This is a genomic window from Pseudofulvimonas gallinarii, from assembly GCF_004343305.1.
Taxonomy (GTDB): domain Bacteria; phylum Pseudomonadota; class Gammaproteobacteria; order Xanthomonadales; family UBA2363; genus Pseudofulvimonas; species Pseudofulvimonas gallinarii.
In genome coordinates this window covers 128,120-154,987 of record NZ_SMAF01000001.1, presented here as the reverse complement: position 1 = coordinate 154,987, position 26,868 = coordinate 128,120, and the positions used below count along the sequence as shown (strand labels likewise).

Annotated in this window: 24 protein-coding genes, 1 tRNA gene and 1 other RNA gene; 12 read left to right on the top strand and 14 right to left on the bottom strand. The window is 66.8% G+C overall.

The genetic code is table 11. The features are described 5' to 3' along the window. Positions 1 to 43 precede the first annotated feature (43 nt). The 3 genes from EDC25_RS00770 to EDC25_RS00760 all read left to right on the top strand — a co-directional run bounded on the left by EDC25_RS00770 (position 44) and on the right by EDC25_RS00760 (position 5,904). Positions 44 to 1,885 carry a hypothetical protein gene (locus tag EDC25_RS00770; protein WP_132577159.1) on the top strand — a complete coding sequence of 614 codons (1,842 nt, stop codon included), beginning with the start codon at positions 44 to 46 and terminating at the stop codon, positions 1,883 to 1,885. Positions 1,886 to 1,947: 62 nt separating this feature from the next. Next, positions 1,948 to 3,813 carry a hypothetical protein gene (locus EDC25_RS00765; RefSeq protein WP_123521790.1) on the top strand — a complete coding sequence of 622 codons (1,866 nt, stop codon included), beginning with the start codon at positions 1,948 to 1,950 and terminating at the stop codon, positions 3,811 to 3,813. 252 nt (positions 3,814 to 4,065) lie between these two features. After that, positions 4,066 to 5,904, top strand: coding sequence for a hypothetical protein (locus tag EDC25_RS00760; RefSeq protein ID WP_132577158.1), 1,839 nt, complete (start codon positions 4,066 to 4,068; stop codon positions 5,902 to 5,904). Between the two features lie 173 nt (positions 5,905 to 6,077). Here the strand turns inward: EDC25_RS00760 and ffs are convergent. Together ffs and EDC25_RS00750 are read right to left on the bottom strand one after the other, a co-directional pair. Beyond that, an RNA gene (ffs, locus tag EDC25_RS00755) (signal recognition particle sRNA small type) lies at positions 6,078 to 6,175 on the bottom strand. 63 nt (positions 6,176 to 6,238) lie between these two features. Beyond that, positions 6,239 to 6,331: transfer RNA gene (locus EDC25_RS00750), tRNA-Ser, on the bottom strand. Positions 6,332 to 6,519: 188 nt separating this feature from the next. Here EDC25_RS00750 and dnaX point away from each other — a divergent pair. The 4 genes from dnaX to EDC25_RS00730 are packed head-to-tail and all read left to right on the top strand — an operon-like array spanning position 6,520 to position 9,600. Then, a complete protein-coding gene (dnaX, locus tag EDC25_RS00745) occupies positions 6,520 to 8,250 on the top strand; it encodes a DNA polymerase III subunit gamma/tau (RefSeq protein WP_123521792.1) in 1,731 nt (576 codons plus the stop codon). Positions 8,251 to 8,281: 31 nt separating this feature from the next. After that, entirely contained in the window at positions 8,282 to 8,614 is a 333-nt protein-coding gene (locus EDC25_RS00740) for a YbaB/EbfC family nucleoid-associated protein (protein ID WP_123521793.1), read from the top strand. Positions 8,615 to 8,639: 25 nt separating this feature from the next. Continuing rightward, the gene (gene recR / locus EDC25_RS00735) at positions 8,640 to 9,230 is read left to right on the top strand and encodes a recombination mediator RecR (RefSeq protein WP_123521794.1); all 591 of its coding nucleotides are present in this window, start codon (positions 8,640 to 8,642) and stop codon (positions 9,228 to 9,230) included. A gap of 25 nt (positions 9,231 to 9,255) precedes the next feature. After that, positions 9,256 to 9,600 (top strand): histidine triad nucleotide-binding protein, encoded by a 345-nt coding sequence (locus tag EDC25_RS00730; protein WP_123521795.1) that lies wholly within the window; start codon positions 9,256 to 9,258, stop codon positions 9,598 to 9,600. A gap of 41 nt (positions 9,601 to 9,641) precedes the next feature. Here the strand turns inward: EDC25_RS00730 and EDC25_RS00725 are convergent, their stop codons facing one another. The 3 genes from EDC25_RS00725 to EDC25_RS00715 are packed head-to-tail and all read right to left on the bottom strand — an operon-like array spanning position 9,642 to position 11,915. After that, positions 9,642 to 10,283 (bottom strand): lysogenization protein HflD, encoded by a 642-nt coding sequence (locus EDC25_RS00725; RefSeq protein ID WP_123521796.1) that lies wholly within the window; start codon positions 10,281 to 10,283, stop codon positions 9,642 to 9,644. 2 nt (positions 10,284 to 10,285) lie between these two features. Continuing rightward, positions 10,286 to 11,410, bottom strand: a complete 1,125-nt coding sequence (gene mnmA, locus EDC25_RS00720) for a tRNA 2-thiouridine(34) synthase MnmA (RefSeq protein WP_123521797.1) — start codon at positions 11,408 to 11,410, stop codon at positions 10,286 to 10,288. 19 nt (positions 11,411 to 11,429) lie between these two features. Continuing rightward, positions 11,430 to 11,915, bottom strand: a complete 486-nt coding sequence (locus tag EDC25_RS00715) for an NUDIX hydrolase (RefSeq protein ID WP_123521798.1) — start codon at positions 11,913 to 11,915, stop codon at positions 11,430 to 11,432. A 119-nt stretch (positions 11,916 to 12,034) separates the two neighbouring features. On the opposite strand from EDC25_RS00715, the gene clpS reads away from it, so the two are divergent. Beyond that, positions 12,035 to 12,364: an ATP-dependent Clp protease adapter ClpS gene (gene clpS, locus EDC25_RS00710; protein ID WP_123521799.1), complete on the top strand. Its 330-nt coding sequence runs from the start codon at positions 12,035 to 12,037 to the stop codon at positions 12,362 to 12,364. Positions 12,365 to 12,433: 69 nt separating this feature from the next. Further along, on the top strand, positions 12,434 to 14,704 hold the full coding sequence (gene clpA / locus EDC25_RS00705) for an ATP-dependent Clp protease ATP-binding subunit ClpA (RefSeq protein ID WP_123521800.1): 2,271 nt from the start codon (positions 12,434 to 12,436) through the stop codon (positions 14,702 to 14,704). Between the two features lie 108 nt (positions 14,705 to 14,812). Here clpA and EDC25_RS00700 read toward each other — a convergent pair whose 3' ends face one another. The 3 genes from EDC25_RS00700 to EDC25_RS00690 are packed head-to-tail and all read right to left on the bottom strand — an operon-like array spanning position 14,813 to position 16,892. Next, positions 14,813 to 15,394 carry a carbohydrate binding domain-containing protein gene (locus EDC25_RS00700; RefSeq protein WP_123521801.1) on the bottom strand — a complete coding sequence of 194 codons (582 nt, stop codon included), beginning with the start codon at positions 15,392 to 15,394 and terminating at the stop codon, positions 14,813 to 14,815. Then, entirely contained in the window at positions 15,391 to 16,278 is an 888-nt protein-coding gene (tesB, locus tag EDC25_RS00695) for an acyl-CoA thioesterase II (protein ID WP_123521802.1), read from the bottom strand. The genes EDC25_RS00700 and tesB overlap by 4 nt, the downstream gene beginning before the upstream one ends. Next, positions 16,275 to 16,892 carry an N-acetylmuramoyl-L-alanine amidase gene (locus tag EDC25_RS00690; protein ID WP_123521803.1) on the bottom strand — a complete coding sequence of 206 codons (618 nt, stop codon included), beginning with the start codon at positions 16,890 to 16,892 and terminating at the stop codon, positions 16,275 to 16,277. The genes tesB and EDC25_RS00690 overlap by 4 nt, the downstream gene beginning before the upstream one ends. Before the next feature lie 90 nt (positions 16,893 to 16,982). Between EDC25_RS00690 and EDC25_RS00685 the strand changes: the two genes are divergently transcribed. The 3 genes from EDC25_RS00685 (at position 16,983) to EDC25_RS00675 (ending at position 20,581) form a co-directional block, all read left to right on the top strand. Further along, positions 16,983 to 17,495 carry an alpha/beta fold hydrolase gene (locus EDC25_RS00685; RefSeq protein ID WP_123521804.1) on the top strand — a complete coding sequence of 171 codons (513 nt, stop codon included), beginning with the start codon at positions 16,983 to 16,985 and terminating at the stop codon, positions 17,493 to 17,495. Then, entirely contained in the window at positions 17,492 to 19,633 is a 2,142-nt protein-coding gene (gene rlmKL, locus EDC25_RS00680; protein ID WP_123521805.1) for a bifunctional 23S rRNA (guanine(2069)-N(7))-methyltransferase RlmK/23S rRNA (guanine(2445)-N(2))-methyltransferase RlmL, read from the top strand. The genes EDC25_RS00685 and rlmKL overlap by 4 nt, the downstream gene beginning before the upstream one ends. Positions 19,634 to 19,957: 324 nt before the next feature. After that, positions 19,958 to 20,581: a class I SAM-dependent methyltransferase gene (locus tag EDC25_RS00675; protein WP_132577157.1), complete on the top strand. Its 624-nt coding sequence runs from the start codon at positions 19,958 to 19,960 to the stop codon at positions 20,579 to 20,581. Positions 20,582 to 20,599: 18 nt separating this feature from the next. On the opposite strand, the gene EDC25_RS00670 is transcribed toward EDC25_RS00675, so the two are convergent. The 6 genes from EDC25_RS00670 to ykgO form a co-directional block, all read right to left on the bottom strand. Beyond that, positions 20,600 to 22,987, bottom strand: coding sequence for a DUF349 domain-containing protein (locus EDC25_RS00670; RefSeq protein WP_123521807.1), 2,388 nt, complete (start codon positions 22,985 to 22,987; stop codon positions 20,600 to 20,602). Continuing rightward, positions 22,984 to 24,216: a TraB/GumN family protein gene (locus tag EDC25_RS00665; RefSeq protein ID WP_123521808.1), complete on the bottom strand. Its 1,233-nt coding sequence runs from the start codon at positions 24,214 to 24,216 to the stop codon at positions 22,984 to 22,986. Before EDC25_RS00665 ends, EDC25_RS00670 begins: the two co-directional genes overlap by 4 nt. Positions 24,217 to 24,300: 84 nt before the next feature. Then, positions 24,301 to 25,185: a carbon-nitrogen hydrolase gene (locus tag EDC25_RS00660; protein ID WP_123521809.1), complete on the bottom strand. Its 885-nt coding sequence runs from the start codon at positions 25,183 to 25,185 to the stop codon at positions 24,301 to 24,303. After that, complete coding sequence (locus EDC25_RS00655) at positions 25,178 to 26,218, bottom strand: agmatine deiminase family protein (protein WP_123521810.1); 1,041 nt, start codon at positions 26,216 to 26,218, stop codon at positions 25,178 to 25,180. The genes EDC25_RS00660 and EDC25_RS00655 overlap by 8 nt, the downstream gene beginning before the upstream one ends. Positions 26,219 to 26,232: 14 nt before the next feature. Continuing rightward, positions 26,233 to 26,547, bottom strand: coding sequence for a hypothetical protein (locus tag EDC25_RS00650; protein ID WP_123521811.1), 315 nt, complete (start codon positions 26,545 to 26,547; stop codon positions 26,233 to 26,235). Positions 26,548 to 26,685: 138 nt separating this feature from the next. Next, entirely contained in the window at positions 26,686 to 26,811 is a 126-nt protein-coding gene (gene ykgO, locus EDC25_RS00645; RefSeq protein WP_123521812.1) for a type B 50S ribosomal protein L36, read from the bottom strand. Positions 26,812 to 26,868: the final 57 nt, after the last annotated feature.

Here is a 26,868-nt window from a genome sequence, read left to right as displayed (position 1 = left end):
CCGCTGCCGACACCACACCGCGTAATCAGGGGGATCACGCACCATGACTCATATCCATCGTTCTACCCGGAAGGCATTGCAGTCGATCCGGCGCCAGCTGGCCGGTCTGGCGCTGGTGCTGGCGGCCACGGGCCTCGCCCATGCCGGCGACGTGATTTCGGTCGCCGACTTCAATCTTCCACCGCAGGACAGCCAGGGCTGGTCGATCCTCACGCCCTCGACAGACAGCCGCCTGGTCTACGTTGATTCCACCGGCGGCAATGACGGCAACGGACAGGTCTATTCCCCTTCGAGCCCGCAGATCGGGCCGGACCCGACGCGTCCGGTCGGTCAGGTGCAGGCGTTCCGCACGCTGTCCGCGGCCGCCCAGCATCTGCGCGACCGCGAGCCGGACTGGCTGCTCCTGCGGGCCGGTCGGGTCTGGCAGGAATCCCTGCCCACCCGTCGTGGCCGATCGCCCTCCGAGCGCATGGTCGCGACGTCTTGGGGCGAGGGGCCCAGGCCGGAACTGCGCACCGGTGCCCAACGCGGCATCACGGCACGCAATCCGGAAAACCAGGCGATCATCGGCCTGCGCTTCTGGGCCCATACCCGCGACCCGGAAGGGCCACACTTCACCGATTACGCCGGCAGCACCGGATTCGACTTCATCACCTCTGCGCCCGGGAACGCCAACCAGGTGCGCGACGTGCTGATCGAGGACTGCTTCTTCCGTTCCTATACCAACAACGTCCTGACCGGTGGGGCAGGGCGCGAACCCATCGTCCGCTTCGTCCTCCGCCGCAGCATCGTCTCCCGCAACTTCAAGCACACCGACGGCCATTCCCAGGGCCTATACCACGCCGGCGGCAGCCATGAAGGCAACACGGTGGCGACGATCCTGCTGCAGGAGAACCTGTTCGACCACAACGGCTGGCGCATCCAGTCGATCAACGCCAACAACCAGATCGATCACGGCCAGGCGACGATCTTCAACCACAACACCTACTTCTCCGAACCGCGCAACGTGCTGTTCCAGCGCAACATGTTCCTGCGTGCCTCGTCCATCGGCACCAAGTGGACGGGGGGTCCGACGCCGGATTACGTCGCCACGAACATCGTCCTCGAGGACAACCTCTACGCCGAGGGCGAGATCGGTATCAGCATGGGCGGAAACACCGCCGGTCCGCGCCGATTCAAGGACATCCACATCCATGACAACGTGTTTACCGACATCGGTCGCAGCCGTCCTACCAACCGTTCGCTGTCCTGGGGCATCGAGGCCATCGACTGGGAAAGCGGTACGATCCAGCGCAACCTGCTGATCCACCAGCGAACGCCGATCACCAACACCTGGGCGATCCAGGTGAGGTCACCGGACGAGACCGGCACGATCCTGATCCAGGACAACGTGATGGCCAACATCCGGGCCGGAACGGGCGGCGGTATCGTCCAGTTGCAGCACGGCAGCGTCATCGACGACGTGCTGTTCCAGGGCAATACCGTGCAGACACCGACCAGTTCCGCGGTGGTCTCACTGACACCTGGCGGTTATTCCTTTTCGGGCCCGAACCGCTACCACACCGCGGCTGCGGCGGACCGGGTGTTCCGCATCAACGGCACCAACACGAGCCTGGCTCAGTGGATCACGGCTACTGGCGATACCGGGGCGACCACCGCTGCGATCGAGTTCCCGGCACCGCAGCGCGACCTGGAAACCTACGTCGAACACGTCGGCATGGGCTCCGGCTTTGACGATTTCCTTGCCGCCATCTACGGACAGTCACGCGCGAACTGGAACCCGGCACTGACCGCAGGCGTGATCAACGACTGGCTGCGTGGAGGTTTCGGCATGCCGCCCGCTGGCGCAGGTGACCGTATCTTCGCGCACGGCTTCCAGCATTGATCCCGCAATGCAGTGCCTTCGGGCTCTGCATTTCCGCGAAAACTTCGTGCGAGGAAAGCACAATGACCAGCAAGACATCGTCCATGCCGGAACGGGTCCGGGCGCCTCTTGGCCCGCAGCCGGCGCGTGCCGTACGCCATCTGCTTGCCCTGTTCTTCGGTCTCTTCGTCCTGTCCGCTGGCACGGCCTGGGCCGGAGGCGGGGAGCTGACCGCTGCCGACTTCAACCTGCCGCCGCAGGACGCGCAGGGCTGGTCCGTCCTCACGCCCTCGGTCGACAGCCGGCTGATCTACGTCGATTCCACGAACGGCAGCGATGGCAACGGCCAGGTCTACAGCCCTTCCAGCCCGCAGATCGGACCGGATCCGACCCGGCCGGTGGGCCAGGTGCAGGCGTTCCGGACACTTTCCGCGGCGATCCAGCAGGTTCGCAACGGGCAGCCGGACTGGATGCTCCTGCGTGCCGGCCGGGTCTGGCAGGAGTCCCTGCCCATCCGGCGGGGCCGCTCTCCAGCCGAACGCTCGGTAATCACATCCTGGGGCGACGGGGCGCGTCCTGAACTGCGGACAGGAACGGGGCGGGGCATCAGCGGCAATTACCCGGAGAACCTGGCCATCATCGGTCTCCGGTTCTGGGCGCACACCCGCGACCCTGAGGGCCCGTTCTTCACCAGCTATGACGGCAGCGACGGATTCAGTTTCATCAGTACGCCGCCCGGCCAGAGTGGCAAGGTGCGCAATGTGCTGATCGAGGACTGCTTCTTCCGTTCGTATGAGAGCAACGGCATCAACGGCGCACTGCCGCGTGAACCGGTCGAGCGCATCGTGATCCGACGCAGCATCATCTCGCGCAACTTCAAATCCGCGGGAGAGGGGCATTCGCAGGGGCTGTACCACACCGGCCGTGGCCAGACGACCGCGGTACCCGTCCTCATGCTGCAGGAAAACCTGTTCGACCATAATGGCTGGCGCATCCAGTCGACCAGCAACAACGGCAAGGAAGATGGGCAGGCCACCATCTTCAACCACAACACCTACTTCTCCAGCACCCGGAACATCCTCTTCCAGCGCAACCTGTTCCTGCGCGCCTCATCCATCGGCAACAAGTGGACGGCCTACCACGATGACGGCTCCCTGAGCGAAAACATCGTCATCGAGGACAACCTCTATGCCGAAGGTGAAATCGGCATCAGTATCGGCGGCAATGAGGACGAACCCTTCCGCTTCGATCGCATCGGCATCCGCAACAACGTGTTCACCGACATTGGCCGGACACGACCGACCAATCGCTCGCTGTCCTGGAGCGTCGAGGCCAAGGACTGGCATACCGGCGAGATCACCGGCAATCTGTTCATCCACCAGCGCGCGGCGATGAGCAACGTCTACGGCCTGGCCGTGGTGGCCATCGGCCAGGCCGGAACCATCCTGGTGGAGAACAACGTCTTCGGAAACATGCGCGGGGGTAGCGACGGCATCGTCCGCCTGCTCAACGGCAACAACGTCGAAAACGTGCTGTTCCACAACAACGTCGTGCAGTCACCCACGGCCACGCCGCTCGTGGCACTGCAGCCGGGCGGCTATGTGTTCAGTGGCAACAACCTCTACCACTCCACTTCCGACGAGGAGCGCATGTTCCGTGTGAATGGCGACCGCGTCGGCCTTCCGGAGTGGATCGCTGCCAGCGGGGACACCGGCGCGACAGTCGCCCCGATCGGATTTCCGGCCCCTGAGCGCGATCTGGAAACCTACGTGGCCCATGTCGGACTGGGATCCGGATTCGAGGATTTCCTGACGGCGGTGTATGGCCAGTCGCGGTCGAGCTGGAATCCGGCCCTGACCGCCGGCGTCATCAACGACTGGCTGCGCGCTGGGTTCGGCATGCCGCAGACGGGCGGTGACGTGATCTTCGCGGACGGCTTCCAGCCTTGAACCACCCGAATCGACCTTGAGCGTTCGCCACGGCCCAGTGGCGAACGCTTCCGCGCTGGACCGTGTCCTGTAAAGGACGCAGGAACAGGCAGGGTCCTGAATCTGGCGTGGAATCGTTGGCCGGACTGTTGGCGGCTGCAGGCCGGTCTTTCATCTGCAAGCTGCGAATCGCTCGACCTGGACGCTGCGGCGCCCGATCAGTGGCCGGTCCGGCCGGTCTTTCGCAACGGGCACGAAAAGGAACCTGATCTCATGTTTGCCATTGTTCGCAATGCCGGCGAGGCTTCACCCACCCCAGGTGGTCGATCCCTCGTCGCCCTCGTGCTTGCCTTGTCTGGCCTGGCCAGCGGCAATGCCCTCGCCGTGTCGGTCGCCGACTTCCATCTGCCAGACCAGGACAGTGAAGGCTGGTCGATCCTGGTCCCCGCGTCCGACAGTCGCCTCATCTACGTCGATTCGACAGCGGGCAACGATGCCACCGGCGAGTACCACCTGCCATCCAGTCCCCTCGTCGGTCCGGATCCGACGCGGCCGGCCGGAAATGTCCGTGCCTTCCGTACGCTGGCCGCTGCCCAGGCGCAGCTGCGCCAGGATGCGCCGGATTGGCTGCTGCTGCGGGCTGGCGGGGTCTGGGAGGAATCATTGCCCACACGTCGCGGACGATCGCCCTCCGAACGCATGGTCGCCACGGCATGGGACGAGGGGCCGCGGCCCGAGCTGCGAACGGGCGCCAACAGGGGACTGGCCACTTACCAGCCGGTGAACCAGGCGGTTGTCGGCCTGAAATTCTGGGCACATACGCGCGATACCGATGGCGCGTTCTTTACCGGTTACGAAGGATCGTCGGGCTTCTCCTTCACCACCTCGTTCGCCGGCGATCCGCGCCAGGTGCGCGACCTCCTGATCGAAGACTGTGTATTCCGAAGCTATGCCGTCAACGACATCAATGGCAACGCGCCGAACGAGCCGGCGGTGCGCGTGGTGATCCGCCGCAGCATCATCTCCGGCAACTACAAGTCTTCGGGCCACTCGCAGGGCCTCTGGTTCAAGAGCTCCGGACATGCGCCGCACAATCTGGGCGGCATACTGCTGCAGGAAAACCTGTTCGATCACAACGGCTGGCGGATCCAGTCGCAATCCGGCAACGATGATCCGGAAGGGGGACAGGCGACCATCTACAACCACAACACCTATTTCGGCGGCTCGCGGAACGTCGTCTTCCAGCGCAACCTTTTCCTGCGTCCCTCCTCGATCGGCAACAAGTGGACGGCGGAGGACGCGCCGGAAAGGATGTCGACATCGCTGCTGGTCGAAGACAACCTGTTTGCCGACAGCGAGCAGGCCATCAGCCTGGGGGGCAATGCGCCATTCGGTCCGAAGCGGTTCGCGGATGTCACGCTGCGCGACAACGTGATCATCGACCCCGGCCGGTCGAGGCCGACGAACCGTTCCCTGGCCTGGGGGATCGAAGTGATCGACTGGCACAGCGGCAGCATCAGCCGAAACTTGATGATCCACCAGCGTACGCCGATCACCAATACATGGATGCTCAAGGTGCACACGGCCGACGCCATCGGCACCATCCTTGTCTATGGCAACGTGATCGCCAACATCCGCAGCGGAAGCTCGCCCTTGATCGACTTCCGCAACGGCGGTGCCGTCGACGATGTCCTGTTCGCCGGGAATATCGTGCAGTCACCCACGGCTACGCCACTGGTCAGCCTGTCTACCGGTGGCTACGGCTTTGCAGGACGGAACCGCTACCACTCGCTGGCGCCGGCGAACGCCTTGTTCCGCATCAATGGCGCCAATGCCAGCCTCGCGCAGTGGATCGCCGGTAGCGGCGACAGCCAGGCCAGTGTCGAACTGCCCCAGTTCCCGGAACCCGGCCGCGATATCGAAGGCTACGTGCAGCACCTCGGCCTGGGAACGGATTTCGACGACTTCCTGACGGCGGTCCACGGTCAGTCGCGCGCAAACTGGAATCCCGCCCTGACCGCGGGCGCGATCAACGACTGGCTCCGCGCCGGATTCGGGATGGCGCCTGCGGGCGCTGGTGACCGGATTTTCGCCGACGATTTCGAACCCTGACCCCGTGGCGCGTACTGGAGCCGGGCCGGAGGATCCCCCACCGGTCCCGTCGTGCCGCCAGGCCCGGCAAGGCATCGCGGACCCACGTGGCCCGGTCCGGCGTTGCCGAGGCGAGGCACGAGCCGGGCCGGGCAACAGCCAGGTCCGGAAGGATCGGGGCGGGAAGGGTGGCAGCCTCCGCCGACGGATCCCGTCGCCCGAATCGATGATTACGGTTGCTTCCTTCCGGACCTGGCCGAGTTCACCATCTATCGCCGCGGGGGCCGACGGAGGCCACCATAGAGCATTGCAGGCCGGGCGCGTTGGACGTCGCGCGATGCGGAACTGCGGAATCTGGCGGAGAGAGAGGGATTCGAACCCTCGATACGGTGTTAAGCCGTATACACACTTTCCAGGCGTGCGCCTTCAACCACTCGGCCATCTCTCCGGGTCACGCGGCACAAGGCGGTGAAGCCTTCGCAGCGAGCGCGCAAGCATACCGGAGGGCAGGGCATACCGACAAGCCAAACCGCGACGGCGCCCCATCCGCGGGCCAGTTCGCCCGCAGTCTGGCAGAATCGACCTCCCCCGTGATGCGCCGAAAGGCGACATCCGCGCACAGGACCGATCCCGCCCATGAGTTATCTCGCCCTGGCCCGCAAATGGCGGCCGCGGACATTCACCGAACTGGTTGGCCAGGAACACGTGGTCAAGGCCTTGCGCAACGCGCTCGACACCGGCCGCGTGCACCATGCCTTCCTGTTCACCGGTACGCGCGGCGTCGGCAAGACGACGATCGCGCGCATCTTCGCCAAGTCGCTGAACTGCGAGAGCGGGGTGTCCAGCGAACCCTGCGGCCAGTGTCCGGTCTGCCTGGAAGTCGATGCCGGCCGCTTCGTCGACCTGATCGAGATCGACGCTGCTTCGCACACCGGCGTCGACGACGTGCGCGAGCTGATCGACAGCGCGCAGTACGCGCCGTCGCGCGGCCGCTACAAGGTCTTCCTGATCGACGAAGTGCACATGCTGTCGAAGAACGCCTTCAACGCGCTGTTGAAGACGCTGGAAGAGCCGCCCGAACACGTCCGTTTCCTGCTTGCGACGACGGACCCGCAGAAGCTGCCGGTCACCGTCCTGTCGCGCTGCCTGCAGTTCAGCCTGCGGCGCCTGCGCGAGGATGAAATCGCCGGCCAGTTCGCGCACATCCTGGCCGCCGAAGGCATCGCATCGGAACCGTCATCGCTGGCGCTGATCGCGCACGCCGCCGACGGCAGCCTGCGCGACGGCCTGAGCCTGCTTGACCAGGCGATCGCCCATGGCGGTGGACAGCTGGCCGAATCGGAAGTCCGCGCCATGCTGGGCACGCTCGACCAGGACATCGTGCTGCGCCTGCTCGAAGCGGTTGCCGACGGCGACGCGGCGGCACTTTACGCGGCGGTCGAAGCGGTGGCCGGCTTCGTTGTCGACTACGGCAGCGTTCTTGGCGACATGGCAGTCGCGCTGCATCGGGTGCAGGTCTGCCAGTTGCTGCCAGCGGCGGGTGAGGCGGCCGACCGCTTCGATGTCGCGCGCACCCGGACGCTGGCGGAACGCCTGGCGCCCGAGGATGTGCAGCTGTACTACCAGATCGCCACGCAGGGCGCCCGCGACCTGTCGCTGGCACCGTCGCCGCGCATCGGTTTCGAGATGAGCCTGCTGCGCATGCTGGCCTTCAGGCCCGAGGCTGAACCGGGCGGCGACAGCGGTTCACAGGCACAGCGCAGTGCGGTGACCACCGCGGCGGCGGTCCCGGCGGCGCGTTCGGCGTCTGCAGGGCCGGCACCACGCATCGCCGCGCCTTCTGCCAAGGTGGCCGCACCGACTACGACGGCGCCGGCCGCGCCTTCGATGCCGGCGCGTGCCGTCGCGGCGCCGGGTGTTCCTGATCCGATCCCGGCGCGTATCCCGGCGAGCGAGCACGTCATCCCCGATCCGATCGCGCTGCCCGCCGATACCTCGAGCTGGATGTCGGCGATCGAACAGATGGGCCTGCGCGCCTCGACGCGGCAGGTGGCCGATCACTGCACTGTGCTCGGCTGCGAAGGTGATGCCCTTCGCCTCGGTCTGCCGCGCGCCCTCGATGCCCTGTGCACGCCAGGCATCCGCCAGGAACTTGAGCAGGCGCTGTCGGCGGCGGTCGCCCGGCCGGTGCGCATCGCCATCGAATTCGTTGCCGAAGCGGGCGACACGCCCGCGCAACGAAGCGCTGCGCAGCAGCAGGCCCGGCAGCAGCAGGCGAGCAACGACTTTTCCACGCATCCGGGTGTGCAGGCGGCGATGGCCGCCTTCGATGCCGAGCTGGCACCCGGATCGGTGCGGCCGCTCTGAGGCCATTTCCACCCACTCCCAGGAACCCGACATGTTCAAGAACCAGATCGCCGGCCTGATGCAGAAAGTGCAGAAGGCCCAGGAAGACATCCAGAAAGCGCAGGAGCAGCTGGCGCAAACCGAGGTCACCGGCAGTGCCGGCGGCGGCATGGTCGAAGTGGTGATGACCGGCAAGCACCAGGTACGTCGCGTGCGCATCGACCGGCAGATCCTCGCCGACGATCCGGACATGGCCGAGGACCTGGTCGCCGCGGCGGTCAATGATGCCGTCAACAAGGTGACGGCATTGACCGAAAAGAGCATGGCGGAAGCCACTCAGGGCATGCCGATTCCTCCCGGCATGAAGATCCCGGGCCTGTTCTGAGCGCGTCCCGGAACGGTCCGCGACGATGAGTGCCCTGCTCAGGCGCCTGATCGACGACCTGCGCTGCCTGCCGGGGGTCGGCCCGAAGTCGGCGCAACGCATGGCCTACCAGCTGCTGGAGCGTGACCGTGACGGCGGCCGGCGGCTGGCGGCGACGCTGGCCGAGGCGATGACAGGCATCGGGCATTGCCGGCGCTGCCGTGACTATAGCGAGAACGAGCTGTGTGCGATCTGCCTGGGCGGCAATCGCGACCAGCAGCTGCTGTGCATCGTCGAAAGCCCGATCGACCTGGCCGCCATCGAGCAGGCCACCGGCTACCGCGGCAACTATTTCGTGATGCATGGCCGGCTCAGTGCCATCGACGGCCGCGGCCCGCGTGAACTGGGCCTGGACTTGCTGGCCAACAGGCTGCTGGAGGAAGGCGTCCAGGAGCTGATCATCGCCACCAATGCCACCGTCGAAGGCGAGGCCACCGCGCACTACCTGGCCGAACTGGCGCGCAGCGCCGATGTGCGTGCCACGCGCCTGGCGCACGGCGTCCCGTTGGGCGGCGAACTGGAGTTCGTCGATCGCGGCACGCTGGCGCTGGCCTTCGGCAGCCGGCAATCCCTCTGATTCCATGACGCACAGGACGAACCCGATGTCCGACACCCTGTTCACCAAGATCATCCGCCGCGAGATTCCCGCAGACATCGTCTACGAGGACGACGACGTGCTGGCGTTCCGTGACATCAACCCGCAGGCGCCGGTGCATGTGCTGTTCATTCCGAAACAGCCGATCGAGACGCTCGACGACGCTACCGACAAGCACGCCGGGCTGCTCGGCCAGCTGATGCTGGCGGCTGCGCGCTATGCACGCGAGCAGGGCTTCGCGGAAAACGGCTACCGGGTGGTGATGAACTGCCGTGACGATGGCGGGCAGAGCGTGTACCACATCCACCTGCACCTGCTGGCGGGACGCCGTCTGGCCTGGCCGCCAGGCTGAGCGGCAGGCGAGGGCAAGCGCGGGCAGGTGGGGCCCGCTGGCTATTGCACGGTCGCGAGGCTGCGACCGAGCAGTCGCTGGGCCGTTTCCACCAGCCGGCCGCGGCGCAGGATGAGATGCCAGCCCTTGCCGCCCAGCTGTCGCCAGAGGCTGGCGCTGCGCAGTGCCGCCAACAGGCAGGCGCGGATCTGTGCGATATTTGACGGCTCTTTCAATATCAATGGGTTGCCGGGTATTTTTACCCGCGGCGTGAGCGTTGAAATCGTTGCCAGATAGGCGGCGGCCAGCCCGGTGACCGCCTCCGGCGAAGACGCGTCGTCGGGACCGTGAAGGTTCGCCAGGGTCAGCAGCCGCCGGCGCAGCTCGCCCTGCATGGCGTCATGGCGGCTGTAGCGGCGTTCGACCTGGAGCACGGTACCGGCCACGCGCAGCAGGTCGGCATCGCGCTGCTCGCCGCGCAGCTGGCTGACCAGCAGGCGGAGCCCGCTGCGCACGCCGCCCAGTCCGCCATAGACCGCGTCGGGCGAATCCACCGACAGGCGCAGGATGCTGGCCAGGCTGGCGTCGCGGGGTTCAGGTTCCGCTTCGCCGCGACGGGCGACGAGCAGCGCCTGGTGGACGGCCTGGACGACACCGGCCAGCGCCAGGGTCTGGGCTTCGAAACGGTCCAGCGCACGATCCATGCTCAGTGCTCTCCTAATCTGTCTTTGAGTCCGCCGTAGGCGGCGTTGGTGGCCTCGATGACGCCGCCACCGAGGCAACGCTCGCCCTGGTAGAACACCACCGATTGCCCCGGAGTCACGGCGCGCTGCGGCTGCGCGAACCGCACGCTGCAGCGACCGCCCCCGAGCATCGTGACCGTGCAGGCCTGGTCGGGCTGGCGGTAGCGGGTCTTCGCGGTGCACTCGAAAGCGGCAGCCGGGACGGCACCCGCCACCCAGCTGAGCTGGCAGGCTTCGAGGCGATCGGAATACAGCAGGGGGCTGTCGCCCTGGTCGACCCAGACGGTGTTCGAGGCTGGATCCTTGCCGACCACGAACCACGGCTCGCCGTTGCCATCCGCCCGTCCTCCGATGCCCAGACCCTGGCGTTGTCCCAGCGTGAAGAAGTGCACGCCCGGATGTTCGCCCAGCTTCGTGCCGCGGACGCTGCGGATCTCGCCGCTGCACGGCGGCAGGTAGCGCGCAAGGAAGCCGGCGAAATCGCGTTCGCCGATGAAGCAGATCCCGGTCGAGTCCTTCTTCCGCGCCGTTGCCAGGCCGGCACCCGTGGCCAGTTCGCGCACCTGTGGTTTCGGCAGGTCGCCGATCGGGAACTCGGTGACCGCCAGTTGCGCCTGGCCCAACGTGTACAGGAAGTAGGTCTGGTCCTTGTTCTGGTCGGCGGCGCGAAGCAGCAGCCATTGGCCGTCGGCAGCGCGGCCGACGCGGGCGTAGTGACCCGTCGCGATCCGGGCAGCGCCGAGGTCGTGGGCGTGGTCGAGGAAGGTTTTGAACTTGATTTCGCGGTTGCAGAGCACGTCGGGATTCGGCGTGCGACCGGCCCGGTGTTCGGCGAGGAACTGCTCGAACACGCCGTCCCAGTATTCGGCGGCAAAGTTGCGCGTGTGCAGGACCATGCCGAGATGGTCGGCGACCGCCTGTGCATCGGCCGCGTCGGCTTCGGCGGAGCAGGTACCGCTGACGTCGTCCTCCTCCCAGTTCTTCATGAACAGGGCGGCGACATCGCGGCCGGACTGGCGCAGGCGCAGCGCGGCGACCGACGAATCGACGCCGCCCGAAAGGCCGATGATGATCGGATCCGGAGTCATGGACAGTTGATGGGGACGTTCAGCCGCCAATCGACGGCAGCAATGACAGCGGCGCAGGCTGTCCATTCAGGAAATCATGCAGGCTGCGGGCGACCAGCGGGCTGCGCAGCCTGTGCCCGCCGCCAAGCAGCTCGTCCTGGCGCAGCCATACGGCGCGCACGATACCCGTGTCGAGCGGGCGACCAGGATCGTGGGAGAGGGGGCGTGCGGCGAAGGTGAAACGCAGGACGGGCTTGCGGTCAGGGGGATCCGGCCAGTGGTACACCGCCACCAGACCGGTCACTTCGACCTGCCAGCCGGTTTCCTCCAGTGTTTCGCGGACGGCTGCCTCGACCAGGGTTTCTCCCGGCTCGAGGTGGCCGGCGGGCTGGTTGATCACGAGCGCACCGGCGACCGACTCCTCCACGTACAGGAAGCGGTCGCCATCGGGGACGACGGCGGCGACGGTGATGCGGGGCAGGGCGGAGACGTCCGGACGCGGGACGGGGGCAATCGAATCCTTCATCGGGCCGCATGTTACCGCGTGGACGCGCCCTGATCGCGGCGCGCCTTGCGCGGCCAGGGCGACGGCTCCGCGCAGGACAGCGTAAAATCGCGGCATTGCAGCCAGATTCTTCCTTCACGATGGCAACCCACCCGGACAAGGACCCTGACCACGGCGTCGCCGTGGAAACCGCACCGCCCGAGGTCGCCCGACCGCCGATGTACCAGGTGGTGCTGCTCAACGACGACTACACACCCATGGATTTCGTGGTCAGCGTGCTGCAGCTGTTCTTCTCGATGAACCGGGAACGCGCCACCCAGGTCATGCTGCACGTGCATACCCGGGGCAAGGGCATCTGCGGCGTCTTTACGCGGGAAGTGGCGGAAACCAAGGTCACCCAGGTCAACGAGTTCTCGCGCAAGCACCAGCACCCGCTCCTGTGTACGCTGGAGAGGATCAGCGACGGCTGAACCGCCGTCGGCGACGGATTGAAAACTGCCCGCCCCGGACGCATAGTCAGGTCAACGCCAGGAACCCACATGTTCAGCAAAGACCTCGAACTCACCATCGGCCAGTGCTACAAGAGCGCCCGCGAACAGCGTCACGAGTTCATGACCGTGGAGCATCTGCTGCTGGCGCTGGTCGACAATCCGTCGGCAGCGCCGGTTCTGCAGGCCTGCGGCGGTGATCTCAAGCGGCTGGCCAGCGACCTGCGCGGCGTCATCAGCGAAACCGTGCCCGTCCTGCCCGAGAGTGACACCCGCGACACGCAGCCGACGCTGGCCTTCCAGCGCGTCCTGCAGCGGGCCGTGTACCACGTGCAGTCGTCGGGCCGGAAGGAAGTGACCGGCGCCAACGTGCTGGTGGCGATCTTCGGCGAAAAGGACTCGCACGCCGTCTACTTCCTCAACCAGCAGGATGTCGGCCGCCTCGACGTGGTCAACTACCTGTCGCACGGTGTCGCCAAGATCGGCCATGAGCCGGCCGAGACTCCTGATGCGAAGCAGGAAGGCGAGGCCGGCGACGGCGAGTCCCGCCGTGACCCGCTGGCGGAATTTGCCAGCAACCTCAATGAACTCGCCGAGTCTGGCCGGATCGATCCTCTGATTGGCCGTGCCGCCGAGATCGAGCGGACCGTGCAGGTGCTGTGCCGGCGCCGCAAGAACAATCCCTTGTACGTCGGTGACGCCGGCGTCGGCAAGACCGCGCTGGCCGAGGGCCTGGCGATGCGCATCGTCGCCGGCGAGGTGCCGGACGTGCTCGCCGATGCGGTGATCTATTCGCTCGACCTCGGCGCGCTGGTCGCCGGGACCAAGTATCGCGGCGATTTCGAGAAGCGCCTGAAGGGCGTGCTCGCCGAGCTGAAGAAGCGCCCGAACGCGATCCTGTTCATCGACGAGATCCACACGGTGATCGGCGCCGGCTCCGCCTCCGGTGGCACCATGGATGCCTCCAACCTCATCAAGCCGGTGCTGTCGAACGGCGAACTGCGCTGCATCGGGTCGACCACGTTCCAGGAATACCGCGCGGTCTTCGAGAAGGACCGGGCGCTGGCGCGTCGTTTCCAGAAGATCGACGTCGTCGAGCCGTCGGTGGCCGAGGCCGTGGAGATCCTCAAGGGCCTGAAGGGCAAGTTCGAGGAACACCATCAGGTCGAATACAGCCCCGATGCGCTGCAGGCGGCGGTGGATCTGTCCGTCCGGCACATCGGCGACCGCCTGTTGCCGGACAAGGCCATCGATGTCATCGACGAGGCGGGTGCCCGGCAGCGCCTGCTGCCTGAAGCCGAACGCGACGGAAAGGTCGACGTCGACGACATCGAATACGTCGTGGCGCGCATGGCGCGCATTCCCGAGAAGCAGGTCTCGGCATCGGACCGCGACGTGCTGCGCAACCTCGACCGCAACCTGAAGATGGTGGTGTTCGGGCAGGACCCGGCCATCGACACCTTGGCGGCCGCGATCAAGATGGCGCGTTCGGGTCTGGGCAATCCGGCCAAACCGATCGGCAGCTTCCTGTTCGCCGGGCCGACCGGCGTCGGCAAGACCGAGGTGACGCGCCAGCTGGCGATGCAGCTCGGCATCGAGCTGATCCGCTTCGACATGTCCGAGTACATGGAACCGCATTCGGTATCGCGCCTGATCGGCGCGCCGCCGGGCTACGTCGGCTTCGACCAGGGCGGGCAGCTCACCGAAGCGGTGACCAAGCATCCACACGCTGTGATCCTGCTGGACGAGATCGAGAAGGCGCATCCGGATGTGTACAACATCCTGCTGCAGATCATGGACCGTGGCGCGCTCACCGACAGCAACGGTCGCGAAGCCAACTTCCGCAACGTGGTGCTGGTCATGACCACGAACGCGGGTGCGGCGATCGCGGCACGGCGCAGCATCGGCTTCATCGACCAGAACCACGCCACCGACGCGATGGAAGTCATCCGCCGGGTGTTCACGCCGGAGTTCCGCAACCGCCTGGATGCGATCATCCAGTTCGCCCCGCTGGATTTCGAACACATCCTGCGCGTGGTCGACAAGTTCATCATCGAGCTGGAAGCACAGCTGGCCGAGCGCCAGGTGGTGCTGACCGTGACCCCGGATGCCCGCCGCTGGCTGGCCGAGCATGGCTTTGATCCGCAGATGGGTGCGCGACCGATGTCGCGGATCATCCAGGACCATGTCAAGCGCGCGCTGGCGGACGAACTGCTGTTCGGCCGTCTGGTGAACGGCGGCAAGGTGCTGGTGGACGTGGTCGACGGGACCCTGAAAGTCGACGTCGAGGAAGAGGTGCCGGCCGAGCCGGTCGGCGTCTGACGCCAACGCAACCGGATGCGTCACTGCCGCAGCATGCGCCCATCAGGGCGCATGATGCGTTCTGGTCATCCCTGTGTTCGGTCCGTCCAGGTTGTTCGGCGCTGCCATTCAGTGGTGCTGCGAAGGCTGTATCACTTCGAGGCTGATGTCGTCCAGCCACAGCGTGCCGGCACCAAGGAGCATGACGCCGATTTCCACGCGGGTTTTCTGATCGGGAACATCAAACTCGTGGTGCAACTCCTGCCAATCGAACGAGGCGCCCAGATTGCTGAATACGTGATCCACAGGCATGGCCATCGTGTCCTTGAATACGACAATGAACTGAACACCCTCGACCAGCCCGGTCCCCTTGGCCCAGGCAGTCAGGCGCATTCGTTTGCCGGCCAGATCACCACTTCCGGCATTCTGGATGATACCGCCCCAAGGCTCGCGTCCGTCGCCCTGGATCTTGAGCGTGTGTCTTCCACTACGGATGGCATCCGTGACAATTTGAAAGTCGTAGGATTGCGGGTTGGCATGAATGGCTGTGCCCCATGGCTCGATCGTTCCAGATTCGAATCCTGGATTCTGGATGAGCGCGGCGCTGTCGGTGGAGGGTGGCGATGAGGTTTCCTCGGGCGTGCGTTCAGCGCGCTGGGTGCATGCACAGAGTATCCAGACACAGAATGTCACGGTAATGAAATGCTTCATGATCTATCCCTTTGTTCGTGCAAATTGACGAGGCGGATCAACCCTTCCTGCGCGGTGGATGCCACCAGCGCACCGTCACGGCTGTAGATGCTGCCGCGCGCCAGGCCACGCGCACCCTGAGCGCTCGGGCTGTCGCAGGAATACAGCAGCCATTCGTCGGCTCGGAACGGGCGATGGAACCAGATGGCGTGGTCGAGACTGGCCATCTGCACGTTCGGATGCAGATAGGAAATGCCGTGCGGCAGGGTGGCGGTACCGATGAGATGGAAGTCGGAGGCGTAGGCCAGCAGGCTGCGGTGCAGCACCGGATCATCCTCGACCGGATGCGTGAGCCGGAACCACACATGCTGCAGCGGCGGCCGCTTCGGCGGATTGACCTCGTCCCGCGGCCAGACGTGGCGGAATTCGAACGGACCGGCGCGCATCAGCCAGCGACGCAGCTTGACCGGCACGTTGGCCAGCGCCTGTTCCGACAGCGGCTCCGGCGGAGAGAGGTCTTCGGGACGCGGCACCTCGGGCATCGCGACCTGGTGTTCGGCGCCCCCTTCGTCGATCTGGAACGACACCGTGGAGACGAAGATCGGCTTGCCGTGCTGGACGGCCGTGATGCGGCGGACCGAGAAGCTGCCGCCGTCGCGGGTGTGGTCGACCGTGTAGACGATCGGGCGCTCGTTGTCGCCGGCGCGCAGGAAGTAGGCATGCATCGAATGTGCGAAGCGCGGGCCATCGATGGTCTGCTGCGCAGCGGACAGTGCCTGGCCGAGCACCTGTCCGCCAAACACGTATTTCGTGCCGATGTCGCGGCTCTGGCCGCGGAACAGGTTGTCTTCCAGTCGCTCCAGGCGCAGCAGTTCGGTGAGTTCGGAAACGACAGCCTGGTTCATTCGTCGGACTTTGCAGGAAATGGGAGCGGGGAATCAGGGTCCAGGCGCGCCAGCCCGGAGGCCGCAACCACGCGCGGCCACGGAAAGCCGGGACCCGGATCGATCTTGCGCCGGACGGACTGGTCCGGCGCGTCACTGGCGGCAACCTGTTCGCGGTCGAGATCATCGTGGCCCGCGATCCAGCGCAAGGACGGCAGCGACTCGCGCAGGCCCCGGAGCAACGCGGTCAGCGCATCGATCTGGACGTCGGGGTAGGGCTCGGTGGGCACCTGCCGGCGCGAATGGTACCAGTCCGGCCAACGGCCCGTGTGCACCAGTTCGATGCCGATGCTGCGCGTGTTCCAGCCGCGGACATGGTGCGCGACGTGATCCTCGGGAACCCAGCGCTCGATGCGGCCGTCGCGGTCGATGTAGTAGTGGCCGCTGTTGCCGGTGCCGCTGTCGTAATGTACCCGCTCGCCGAACTCGCGTGCCGTCGCCAGGTCGGGCAACTCCGTGCAATGGATGACCGCCAGGTCGATGTCGGACGTCGCGCGCGTGGCCAGTTTCTGCGCGTAGGGGAGCCGACGGTCGATGACCGGGCTCAACGTGGGATTCGGGGGGGCGTGCGACATGGACGAATGCTAACAGCCGGCTGGCCGGCGGGTCTGCGCATCATGCGTCGTCTGATAGCATGGCCGGCTGCAGAAACGCGATGGTCGACAATGAAGGGACAGGTACTGCTTTCGCACGGGATGGAGTCCGGCCCGCAGGCGAACAAGGTGAGTGCCCTGGCGGCCGTTGCGGAGGCGCGTGGCTGGCGCAGCAGCCGTCCCGATTTCCGCGATCTTGATGCGACACGCGATGTCCGCCGGCTTGAATCGCGCATCGAACGCCTGCTGGCGTCGGTCGAGCCGGGCCAACCGCTGGTGCTGGCCGGATCCAGCCTGGGTGCCTTCTGTTCGGCGCGGGCCTCGCTGAGCGTTCCCTGCAGGGGCGTCTTCCTGATCGCGCCGCCGCTGGGCATCCCCGGCTTCCCGCTGTCGCTGGACCTTCCCGCTGTCCGCGCCGAGATCGTGCATGCCTGGGGTGATGAATTGATCCCGGCCGCTGACGTCGTCGCCTTCGCTTCGCGGCGGCGCCTGCCGCTGCACCTGCTCGATGACAACCATCGTCTAGAAGCCCATGTCGATGTGATCGCCGCGCTGTTCGACCGCTTCCTGGGATCCTGCGAGTGAGCGCGGTCCGTTATTTCGCGACCTGCGCGAAGGGCCTGGAATACCTGCTCGTCGACGAGCTGAAATCCATTGGCGCCGTCGACGCACACGAGGCGCTGGCCGGCGTCCATTTCTCCGGTGCCGGGGATCTGGGGCTTCGCGCCTGTCTTTGGTCGCGGCTGGCCAGCCGCGTGCTCCTGCCGCTGGCGGAGTTCGATGCCGACGGTCCGGACGCGCTGTACGAGGGCGTCATGGCGGTGGACTGGTCGCGCCACCTCGACGCCGGCCGCAGTTTCGCCATCGACGCCACGGCGCGCGCCTCGACGATCAACCAGGGCATGTTCGCCGGCCAGCGCGCCAAGGACGCGATCGTCGACCAGCTGCGCGCGCGCGACGGACACCGCCCGGACGTCGATCCGGACAACCCCGACGTGCGCCTCAATCTCAGGCTGGTGAAGAACAGGGCCGTCCTTGGCCTGGACCTTTCCGGCGAGCCCCTGCACCGGCGCGGCTGGCGACAGGGGCAGGGCGAGGCACCGCTCAAGGAAACCCTCGCCGCCGCCATGCTCCTTCGCGCCGGGTGGCCCGCCGACGCGGCGTCAGGCGCACACCTGCTTGACCCGTTCTGCGGCATTGGAACCATCGCCATCGAAGCGGCCTGGATGGCGGCGGACATCGCGCCCGGCATCCTTCGTGCGCTTCCCGGTTGCGCCGGCTGGCCCGGGTTCGATGCCGCGGCGTGGAACGCGCTGCGCGAGGAGGCGTTCCAGCGGCGCGAAAAGGGACTGGCCGCAACCACCGTCGCCATAGAAGGCGTCGATCTCGACCCGCGCGTCGTCGATCTGGCGAAACGGCACGCGCAGACCGCCGGCGTCGGAGAGCTGGTGAGCTTCCGCCACGGCAATGCGCTGGCGCGGCCCACGCCTTCGCCCCGTCCGCCGTTGCTGGTGTCGAACCTGCCTTATGGCGCGCGTCTGGGTGATGACCGTTCGACCCGAGATCTGTACCAGCGGTTTGGCCAGAGCGTGCGCGAACATTTCCCGGACAGCCGACTTGCGCTGCTGACCCTGGCGGATGGCCGCGGCCGCGCACTGGGCCTGCGCGCCCGCAAACGCTACGCGCTGAGCAACGGCCGACTGGCCTGCGAACTGCTGCTGATCGAGCCGGTGCGGGAAGCCGAACGGGCACCGGTCGTCGAAGCACCCCTGAGCGCCGGCGCGCAGATGGTCGCCAACCGGCTGCGAAAGAACCAGGACCGGATGCGCAAGCGCCTGCAGCGCGAGGGCATCACCTGTTACCGCCTGTACGACGCGGACCTGCCGGAATACGCCGCGGCCGTCGACATCTACGAGGACCATGCCGTCGTCCAGGAATACCAGGCGCCGGCACAGATTCCCGCGGAAACCGCGCGTCGAAGGCTGGGTGAACTGATCCGTGCCGTGCGCGACGTCCTGGCCATGCCGCGTGAGCGCGTCACCGTGAAGACACGGCGGCGCCAGCACCAGGACCAGGGCGACCAGTACCTGCCCACCGGACGGGGTGACACGGTGCTCATCGCGCAGGAGCAGGGCCTGCGCTTCGAAGTCCGTCTGCGCGATTACCTCGACACCGGCCTGTACCTGGATCATCGGCCCGTGCGTGCCTGGTTGCGCGACCATGCGCGCGACCGCGACATGCTCAACCTGTTCTGCTACACCGGCGCCGGCACCGTCCACGCCGCCGCCGGCGGTGCCCGCACCACGACCAGCGTCGACCTGTCGACGACCTACCTGGCCTGGGCGCAACGCAATCTCGAGCTCAACGGCTTCACCGGTCCGCGGCACCGGCTGGTGCAGGCGGACGTGATGCGCTGGCTGGACGCGCGGCCGGGACGCTATGACCTGGTCTATGTCGATCCGCCGACCTTCTCGAATTCCAAGGGCGCCGACGATTTCGACGTACAGCGCCAGCACGTCGAACTGCTGCATGCCTGCGGGAACCTGCTGACGCCTGGTGGCGAGATCGTGTTCTCGAACCATTTCCGGCGTTTCCGCCTGGACCACGACGCATTGGCATCGCGGTTCCACATCGAGGATCGCAGTGCGGCGATGCTGCCATTCGACTTCGCCCGCGACCCCCGCATCCATCAGGTCTTTCTGCTGCGTCCACGTCGCGACTGACCCCCGGGACGGCCCAAACCACCGGCAAAAGCGCACTGTTTTGCTCAGCCGTAATTCAGTGGCACGGTGGCAGAGTAGGCGCCGTCAGACGGGCAATCCGCCTGACAGCAGATCACGATCCCTCCCTCATCGTGGTCTCGACCGCCCCGCGACGGCCCTCCCTCCGACGCGGGGCTTTTTTTTTGCACCGGGTAACCCCGAGCACGGCGCGTCGACAACTTGCCGTGGCAAGGAGTCTCTGGATGCGCCGGTCTAGGCCTGATGGCATATCGCCAGTGGACCCGCGGCTGGCTATGATCGGTCCCTGCCTGACAGGGATGTTCCGTGGAAGCCAAGAGTCCGACTTCAACCAGCCGATCCAACCGTGCCGAGCTGTGGATGTTCTTCCGCCAGTGGTTGCGTCGGCCGTTGAGCATCGCCGCGATTTCGCCGAGCAGCCGTTTCCTGGCGCGCCGGATCATCGAGGCGCTGCCGGCCGGAACCAGACGGGTCATCGAACTGGGTCCGGGGACTGGCGCCTTCACCCGGGCGATGCTGGAGCATGGCATCGCCGGCAACGACCTGCTGGCACTGGAGTACAACCCGGAACTGCAGTCCTATCTCCGCGAACAGCTGCCATCGATCCGGGTGGTGCTGGGCGATGCGCGCGACCTGCCGGGCAATCCCGAGGTCCGACGCTTCCTGGACGAAGGCGCGGTCCATGCCATCGTCAGTGGACTCGGCCTGCTGGCCATGGACCGGGAGACGCAGCAAGCGATCCTTGCAGGCGCGTTCGAGTTGATGGGTGAGGACGGCGCGTTCGTGCAGTTCACCTACGGTCCGAAAGTCCCCGTGCATCCTGACGTGATGGCGGAGCTCGGCCTGCAGGGCGAGCGCTCGGGTTTCACGCTGCGCAATCTGCCGCCGGCATCGGTGTACGTGCTGCGCAAACGCGGCAAGGCCGCCTGAGCCCCCGCGCAGCGCCGCTCAGGCGCTGCGCTCGACCACGCGCGTGAGGCGTTCGCCGAAACGCCGGCGATCCTCTGCGTCCACGCCGGCAAGATCACGCCACCGCGCCAGCAGCCCGGCCAGGTCGACGACCCCCGCGCCGCCGCCCAGGCGGGCCTGCAGTCGCTCAAGCTGCCACTGCCTGCGGGCTTCGCGCTCGTCGTCAGGCGGATCGATGCCGGCCAGTGATTCGGCCTCGAACACCAGCGCCCGTGCCGCAACACGACCTTCGTCGGTACCGCTGCCTGCGGCCGGCGCCTGCTCGATCAGGGCCAGCAGCTGTTCGCGCTGCTGGCGTGCCTTTACCCGTTCCAGCGCCAGGCGGTGGCGGGTCATGGCGTCGTCGTAGCGTTTACCCAGCGCCGCATCCCGGATGTTCATGGCCTGCCACCGCTCGCGCAGTTCGCGCACGCGGGCAGCCGCGTCGGCGGCCTGTTCTTCGCTGCCTGCCACAGCCTCCTCGATGGCTGCGACCAACGCCTCGGCCTGCGCGTGCAGGGCCTCGGCCGCGGCCGCATTCTCGCGCCGGGCCGCATCGAGGTTGGCGAAGGCCTGGTCAAGCGCGGCGCGGAAACGGCGCCATTGCTGCTGGTCGCGGCCGCGGCGGCCCTTGCCGAGTGCCTGCCAGCGCTGGTTCAGGCTGCGCGCCTCGACGCCCAGACGCTTGCCGTTCGTTTCGCCGGAGAGGCGCGTGGCCGCCTCGATCAGCCGGTCGCGCTCTTTTTCGACGCTGGCAAAGCGCGATTCGAGAACGGGCCTGATGCGATCGAGCAGCCCGCGGAGACGATCGGCCGCTTCGCGGCGGTCGCCGGGAGCAAGCCGGTCCAGCTGCCGGAGATGACCCGTGGCATCGGACTGCAGGGCGAGCAGGCGCTCCGTTTCGATCTCGCCGGCGCTTGTGGCGTCGTTTCCTTCCACGTCGCCAGCTGGGCGTGCTGCACCCAGGGCACCATGGGCGTCGGCGAAGAAGCGGTCCAGCGTCTGCCGGTAACCGTCACGCAGGGCGTCTCGTTTTTCGAAGAACCCGCGCGCCGGTTTCAGTACACGCGTGCAGGCGGCGTGGAAGCGCCGGTCGAGCCCATCGGTACCGTCGACATGGATCTGTCGCCACTGCTGTTGCAGTTCCCGCACGCGTGTCGCAAGCGCATCCGGATGCAACCCACGACCTTCGAGCGCCTCGACGTCTTCGCACAGGCGTTGCCTGGCACCCTGGCTGGCCCAGCGTTGCCACGCGCGCAGTTCGCGCAACCGGGGCTGCAGGGATTGCCACTGGCGCTGGTCGGACTGCGCCAGCAGGGCAGGGTCGATATCGGCCAGCGACTTGCCTGCGGCGGCCATGTCGCCATCGTCGAGGGCCTTTTCGAGCGACTGCAGGAGCGCGTGCTGCCCGGCGCGCCGTTCGGCCACACGCTTCTGCTGCGCTTCCTGCTCGGCCTTCTCACGGGCGCGCTGTTCGGCCAGGGCGGCGAGTTCGGCCTGCAGGCGCGTCTGTGCGGCGATCTCCTCCAGGCTTGGCGGAGGCGGCTCTTCAACGACGCCGGGCCCGGACTCCTCCGGACTGTGGTCACCGGCGGCTTCCGGCGAGGGCGCAGGCGGCGGCTGCAACTGCGCCAGGATCACCTCGCGCGCACCGGCGAAGCGGGCATGCAGTTCGGACGACAGCGCTTCGGCATCCAGCGACCGCCACTCCTCCTCGTGGCTGGCCAGGCGGGCGCGACGCGCGTCCAGCTCCATCGGTTCACGCATCACCTGTTCGAGTGACTGGCACAGGGCGAGAGCGCGGCGAGCCTGCGCAGCGTTGTCGCCGGAGGCCAGGCGCAGCGCGTCCGCGCGATCGCGGGCCGCACGCGCCAGGCGCTTGTCGAAGCGGCGTGCCTTGTCGGCGATCCGCTCCAGCACCGCCACCGTGTCGATGCGCTCGACAAGTGCCAGGCGGATACCCGCATCGGGATCGGCGAGCGCGCGCTCGTTGATGAAGCCCTGCCGGTTGATCCGCTGCAGCAGCCGCTGGCGCAGTGCAGCCGATCCATGCCGGATGGCCAGCTGTTCTAGTTCGTCACCCTCAAGCAGCGACAGGACGCCGTCGTCGGCTTCGATCCGGCCATCGGAAACCGCCGCCAGCCAGCGTTCGCGCGCCCAGTGCCGGATGCCGCCATCGCCGTCGTTCTTCATCGCGCTGGCGAACAGCGCCAAATCGTCGCAACGGCGCAGGGCTTCACGTCGGATGGATGCATCCGGGTCTTCCAACGCAAGGCGCGGCAGCGCGGCGCGGAGGTCGGGATCATTGCCGGCGGAAACGGCGGCCAGCCTGCGCGCGGGATTGGAGGACTGCCAGGCGGGTTTACGGAACGCGGAGAACAGACTCATGCGGAAAACAACGCCTTGATCATTTTGGCGCCGGCCAGCCAGACGCCGATGGCCGTGCCAAGCGAAGTGAGGAAGAAATTGACGAGGACGCGTGCGACACGATTGCGCCACCAGCCTCGCCACCCTTTCAGATCATGGCGCAATTGCCCGAAATCGGCCACGGTGGGTTTGCGTGCCCACAGTTCGACGGCAGCACTGATGGTGCCGGAGCCCAGGGCGGGATGCAGTGGCGTCAGTGGCGAGGCAACGAAGGCGGCGGCCACGCTCGCCGGGTGGCCGCCAGCGGCGATGCAGCCGATGGCGCCGAGGCCGCCGGTGGCCAGCACCCAGAAGATCAGCAATTCGGCGCCGACGTCACGTCCCTGGCTGAAACCCCAGGCGAAGCCGCCGAGCAGGAAGGCGACGAGGCCATAACCCAGCCACTTCGGCCATCGACGGGGCGGTGGTGGGCGCTGAAGTTCCGCGACCTGTTCGACGGGCGAACCGGTCTGTCCGGCCAATGCCCGGCCCAGGCCCTGCAGGTGGCCGGCACCGATGACGACCAGGACTTCGCGCGGCCTGGCATCCTGCCCGACCTGCTGGCGCAGCCGCGCAGCCATGAAGGCATCACGCTCGGCGATCAGCGCCGTGTACAGCGGCTGCGACTGCATGGCGAATTCGCGGAAGGCGCTGTCCAGCATGTCCCCTTCCTTGAGCTTCTCGATCTCGTCCTCACCGATGTGGTCGTTGCTGAGCAGGCTCGCGATCAGGCCACTCGCCAGGCCCATGCGCTGCCAGAACCCCACGGAACGGTAGGCGCGCCCGACCGTCACGCCGATCTCGCGATCGATCAGCCAGACCGGCAGCCCACGCTCACCGGCGTCCTTGACCGCAGTCCTGAGCTCGGCGCCGGGTTCGATGCCGAGCTGCTCGGCAAGTCGCGCCTGGTAGGAGGCCAGCAGCAGCTGCGCGGCCACCATGCCGGCCTTGCCATCCCTGAGGACCTGGAAGAGGTCGAGCTGCTGCAGGCGCTCGGGCGCGATCAGCGCCTGGTGCCGGCTGTCGCACAGCTCGACGGCAACGGCATCGAAACGCCCGGACGCGATGGCTGCGCGCACTGCTTCGACACTGGCATGCGAGACATGTGCGGTACCCAGCAGCGTGAAGCGCACGCCATCCCGTTCGACGGTTTCGACGGGTTGGCCTTCAAGGGCGGGGAGATCGACAGGGAGAGTCGCTGCGGTGGTCATTGGACAGGCGGGATGGGGATGCGCCGGCAGCCGCGTCGCGACGGCCGCCCCGCCACGCCTGCCGGAGTTTTGCAGGAGGGGCGGTCAGTCGCGGTAGCGCTTGACGAGGTCACCGTAGGCGTCGATGCGACGATCCCTCAGGAACGGCCAGATACGTCGCACGGCGTCGGTGCGTGCGCGGTCGATGCGCACCAGCAGGACTTCGGGATCCGCTTCTCCGGCGCGGGCCAGGAACTCGCCCTGCGGTCCGGCGATGAAGCTTGATCCCCAGAACTGCGCGCCCTTGCCGACGCCGCTCGGATCGGCTTCGAAGCCGACGCGGTTGCAGGACAGCACGGGCAATCCGTTCGCCACGGCGTGTCCGCGCTGCACGGTGATCCAGGCTTCGCGCTGGCGTTCCTGCTCGGCCCGTTCATCGCCGGGGTCCCAGCCGATCGCCGTCGGATAGATCAGCAGCTCGGCACCGGCCAGCGCCATCAGGCGCGCGGCTTCCGGATACCACTGGTCCCAGCAGACGAGGACGCCGAGGCGGCCGACCGAGGTGTCGACGGGTTCGAAGCCGAGGTCACCGGGCGTGAAGTAGAACTTCTCGTAGTAACCCGGATCATCCGGGATGTGCATCTTGCGATAACGGCCGGCGATGCTGCCGTCGCGTTCGAACACCACTGCAGTGTTGTGGTACAGGCCGGGCGCGCGCCGTTCGAACAGCGACGACACCAGCACCACGCCGGTTTCGCGGGCGAGCGCGGACAGCCGTTCCGTGCTCGGACCGGGAATCGGTTCGGCCAGGTCGAACTCGTCCGCCGCTTCACGCTGGCAGAAATACGGACCGTTGTGCAGCTCCTGCAGGACGACAAGCTGCGCGCCGGCTGCGGCAGCCTCGCGCACGCGGGTTTCGATCACCGCCAGATTCGCCGACGCATCGCCGTGGTTGCGTTCCTGGATGAGGGCGACGACAAGCTCAGACATCGGCAAGCACTCCTCTTGGCAACTGCATGGTGATGCAATGCAGGCTGCCGTTCTGTTCGATCAACGGGCGGCAGGGGACGATCTCCACGTCCAGGCCGGATGCTTCCTGCAGGACACGCGCGGCAGCCGCGTCGGCCTGGTCGCCATAGCCCGGCATCAGGATGGCGCCGTTGACGATCAGGAAATTGGCATAGGACGCGGCAAGGCGACGGCCTTCGGCGGCATGGATGGGCTGTGCCCAAGGCAGGGCGAACAGCCGGTAGGGCTGGCCATCCGGACGCCGCAGACTCGCCAGCTCGTCCGCCATGGCCGCCAGCCCGGCGTGATGCGGATCCATCGGGTCGTCGCAACCCTGGAAGACGATGGTGTCGGGGCTGACGAAGCGCGCCAGCGTGTCGATGTGCGCGTCGGTATCGTCACCCTGCAGCGCACCGTTCTCCAGCCACAGGAAGCGCTGGATGCGCAGCTGCCGGGCCAGCACCTTCTCGACCTGCTCGCGCGTCTTGTCGGGATGACGCGTCGCCAGGCAGTGCCAGGTGGACAGCAGGCTGCCCTGGCCATCGGTTTCGACGGCGCCACCCTCGAGGGCGAAATCCACCGATTCGTGCCGGCAGGCGAGGCTGAAGACGCCGCGTTCGAACAGACCGGTGACCAGGGCGTCGTCGCGGCTGGCCTCGAACTTGCCGCCCCAGCCGGTGAAGCGGAAATCGAGCAGCAGGAAACCGTTGCCGTCGACCAGGCTGATCGGCCCGCTATCGCGCAGCCAGGTGTCGTCATAGTCGATGCGGACGGCCTGGATCCGGTCCAGGTCGGCCCCGGCGGCGGTCGCAAGCTGCCGCATCCGCGCCTCGACCTCGCCATCGGCGACGCAGATGAGCAGACGCTGGCGGCGGCTGATGGCCGTCGCCAGCGCGGCATACGTACGCTCGACATCGGCGAGGTTGTCGGCCCAGTCGGTGCCGGCGTGGGGCCAGGCGATCAAGACGCCGTCCTGGGCCGCCCATTCCGCCGGCCAGAACGGAGAAGCTTTCATCGTTCGGCGTTGGCTCAGTCGGTGCGCGCGACCGGTGTCGGTGAGTTGAGCACCGCATTGATCACGCGCTGGTTTTCGAAGTACACGGTGTAGCCGGGATAACGCCAGCGCGTGATCGCCGGGTGTTGCGGTTTGTTGCCGGCGACCGGGGCCAGTTCCTGCTCCGGAATGCCGAATTCGGCGCGTACCTGGTTCATGGTCTGGCCGTTCTTCGGCAGCGAAGCCCGCTGCGCCTGTTCAGCACGTTCGATCAGCAGCACGTCCGCCGCTGCCATCGTCGGAACCACCATGGCCAGCGCAGCCGCCAGCATCATGCTCGACTTGGACATTGCCCACCCCCTGTTGGATAGCAGGCCAGTTTTAGCAGATGCGAGATGCGGATGCCATGGCTGCGCGCTTCGAGGCCCGGAAACGGTCGAGGCCGGCATGGAAGCCGGCCTCGAGTGATCACCAGGACAACCTGATCCTCAGCGCTGGCGCGCCTTGAACTTCGGGTTGCTCTTGCAGATCACGAAAACCTTGCCACGACGACGCACGACCTTGCAGTCGCGATGCCGGGTCTTGGCGGACTTGAGCGAAGAAAGAACCTTCATGACACGAAACCTCTGGCCGGGGGCGAGCAAAGCGCAGTAGTTTAAGGGCTTGTCCCG

Bases quoted from the DNA above. Each gene is read 5' to 3' on its own strand.
- EDC25_RS00665 (WP_123521808.1), bottom strand. From the start codon at position 24,216: ATGACCACCGCAGCGACTCTCCCTGTCGATCTCCCCGCCCTTGAAGGC.
- recR (WP_123521794.1), top strand. From the start codon at position 8,640: ATGAGTGCCCTGCTCAGGCGCCTGATCGACGACCTGCGCTGCCTGCCG.
- EDC25_RS00655 (WP_123521810.1), bottom strand. From the start codon at position 26,218: ATGAAAGCTTCTCCGTTCTGGCCGGCGGAATGGGCGGCCCAGGACGGC.
- EDC25_RS00740 (WP_123521793.1), top strand. From the start codon at position 8,282: ATGTTCAAGAACCAGATCGCCGGCCTGATGCAGAAAGTGCAGAAGGCC.
- mnmA (WP_123521797.1), bottom strand. From the start codon at position 11,410: ATGACTCCGGATCCGATCATCATCGGCCTTTCGGGCGGCGTCGATTCG.
- dnaX (WP_123521792.1), top strand. From the start codon at position 6,520: ATGAGTTATCTCGCCCTGGCCCGCAAATGGCGGCCGCGGACATTCACC.
- clpA (WP_123521800.1), top strand. From the start codon at position 12,434: ATGTTCAGCAAAGACCTCGAACTCACCATCGGCCAGTGCTACAAGAGC.
- EDC25_RS00700 (WP_123521801.1), bottom strand. From the start codon at position 15,394: ATGAAGCATTTCATTACCGTGACATTCTGTGTCTGGATACTCTGTGCA.
- tesB (WP_123521802.1), bottom strand. From the start codon at position 16,278: ATGAACCAGGCTGTCGTTTCCGAACTCACCGAACTGCTGCGCCTGGAG.
- EDC25_RS00685 (WP_123521804.1), top strand. From the start codon at position 16,983: ATGAAGGGACAGGTACTGCTTTCGCACGGGATGGAGTCCGGCCCGCAG.
- EDC25_RS00660 (WP_123521809.1), bottom strand. From the start codon at position 25,185: ATGTCTGAGCTTGTCGTCGCCCTCATCCAGGAACGCAACCACGGCGAT.
- EDC25_RS00730 (WP_123521795.1), top strand. From the start codon at position 9,256: ATGTCCGACACCCTGTTCACCAAGATCATCCGCCGCGAGATTCCCGCA.
- clpS (WP_123521799.1), top strand. From the start codon at position 12,035: ATGGCAACCCACCCGGACAAGGACCCTGACCACGGCGTCGCCGTGGAA.
- ykgO (WP_123521812.1), bottom strand. From the start codon at position 26,811: ATGAAGGTTCTTTCTTCGCTCAAGTCCGCCAAGACCCGGCATCGCGAC.
- EDC25_RS00690 (WP_123521803.1), bottom strand. From the start codon at position 16,892: ATGTCGCACGCCCCCCCGAATCCCACGTTGAGCCCGGTCATCGACCGT.
- EDC25_RS00770 (WP_132577159.1), top strand. From the start codon at position 44: ATGACTCATATCCATCGTTCTACCCGGAAGGCATTGCAGTCGATCCGG.
- EDC25_RS00650 (WP_123521811.1), bottom strand. From the start codon at position 26,547: ATGTCCAAGTCGAGCATGATGCTGGCGGCTGCGCTGGCCATGGTGGTT.
- EDC25_RS00715 (WP_123521798.1), bottom strand. From the start codon at position 11,915: ATGAAGGATTCGATTGCCCCCGTCCCGCGTCCGGACGTCTCCGCCCTG.
- EDC25_RS00765 (WP_123521790.1), top strand. From the start codon at position 1,948: ATGACCAGCAAGACATCGTCCATGCCGGAACGGGTCCGGGCGCCTCTT.
- EDC25_RS00670 (WP_123521807.1), bottom strand. From the start codon at position 22,987: ATGAGTCTGTTCTCCGCGTTCCGTAAACCCGCCTGGCAGTCCTCCAAT.
- EDC25_RS00760 (WP_132577158.1), top strand. From the start codon at position 4,066: ATGTTTGCCATTGTTCGCAATGCCGGCGAGGCTTCACCCACCCCAGGT.
- EDC25_RS00725 (WP_123521796.1), bottom strand. From the start codon at position 10,283: ATGGATCGTGCGCTGGACCGTTTCGAAGCCCAGACCCTGGCGCTGGCC.